This window comes from Brenneria populi (genome assembly GCF_036016195.1).
Lineage (GTDB): Bacteria > Pseudomonadota > Gammaproteobacteria > Enterobacterales > Enterobacteriaceae > Brenneria > Brenneria populi.
In genome coordinates, this window is sequence record NZ_JAYWTM010000077.1 from 1 (window position 1) to 291 (window position 291).

Sequence of the window (291 nt, forward strand, 5' to 3'; positions counted from 1 at the left end):
GGTGAAGGATTACAACTACCGTACCGCGGACGAGGCGCTTCAGGCGCAGTCAGACGACGGTGATGACAATGCTTACGGCGCGGTTTACGCCTACGGCGACAATTACCTGACGGCGGAAAGTGACGACGACGCGCAGGCGGAAAGCGGTCTGTTTTACGCCCGTCTGCGCCACGAGCGATTGCTGAACCAGCAGCATCAAGTGAGCGGGGAGAGCAACGGGTTAACGCTGGCGCCGGGACAGATGCTGGAAATTGCAGGCAGCGTGCCGGAGAGCTTTGCCAAGGGGGTGGT

1 protein-coding gene is annotated in these 291 nt (G+C 60.8%); it reads left to right on the plus strand.

Translation table 11 applies throughout. The features are described 5' to 3' along the window. The coding region (locus VSX58_RS22475) for a contractile injection system protein, VgrG/Pvc8 family (RefSeq protein ID WP_327619992.1) at positions 1-291 on the plus strand (291 nt) is incomplete at both ends.